The organism is Alcanivorax sp. HI0083 (assembly GCF_001635175.1).
This window is the reverse complement of sequence record NZ_LWFX01000448.1, coordinates 1-581: the sequence shown is the minus strand read 5'-3', so window position 1 is coordinate 581 and position 581 is coordinate 1. Positions and strand designations below refer to the sequence as shown.

Below are 581 nucleotides of genomic sequence, written 5' to 3'. Positions count from 1 at the left end.
CACCAATGTGGATGGGGTGGTGTTGTCAGTGACGCAATACAATGAGCCCGAGGACGGAGAGGAAACGCTGTGGTTGCTGCGTTTCCGTTATAGCTGCCATGGGGAGCCTCATGAAGGGGAGGCGGTTCTGCCGGATGAGGAATGGATGAGCCGGCTGGGCGAGAATGACTGGGCGCCGTTACGGGCACTCAAGCCACGCCCGGCGTATGCAGAACCCCGCTGGCGAAAATGGAAAAATCAGCTGCAGCGCGAAGGCCGCTGGTAGGCCGGACCGGGAACCCCGGTCCGGCGTATAGCTGGGGCTACAGAAGCTGGCCGAGCCCAAGGACCGCAGCAAAACCAACACTATAGGCCACCAACAGATAGCCGAAATATCGCAGGTAGCTGCCGAATGTCAGCGCTTCGATCTTGCTCATGGCGATCACGCCGGCGGCGGAGCCGATGACAAGAAGTGCGCCACCCACCCCGACCGAATAGGTCAGCGACAGCCACTGGGCCAGGTTCATTTCGATGCCGGAATTGAGCAGGGCGGCGGTGAGCGGCACGTTGTCAAACAGGGCCGACGCCAGGCCCACCAGGAA

Annotated in this window: 1 protein-coding gene and 1 pseudogene; one reads left to right on the top strand and one right to left on the bottom strand. The window is 61.4% G+C overall.

The features are described 5' to 3' along the window. Positions 1-265, top strand: a 265-nt coding sequence (locus A3754_RS27235; protein ID WP_197468457.1) for a hypothetical protein, incomplete at its 5' end; no start/stop codon positions are given. Positions 266-302: 37 nt separating this feature from the next. On the opposite strand, the pseudogene A3754_RS27230 reads toward A3754_RS27235, so the two are convergent. After that, positions 303-581 (bottom strand): annotated as a pseudogene (locus A3754_RS27230) (sodium:proton antiporter); the annotation flags it as partial.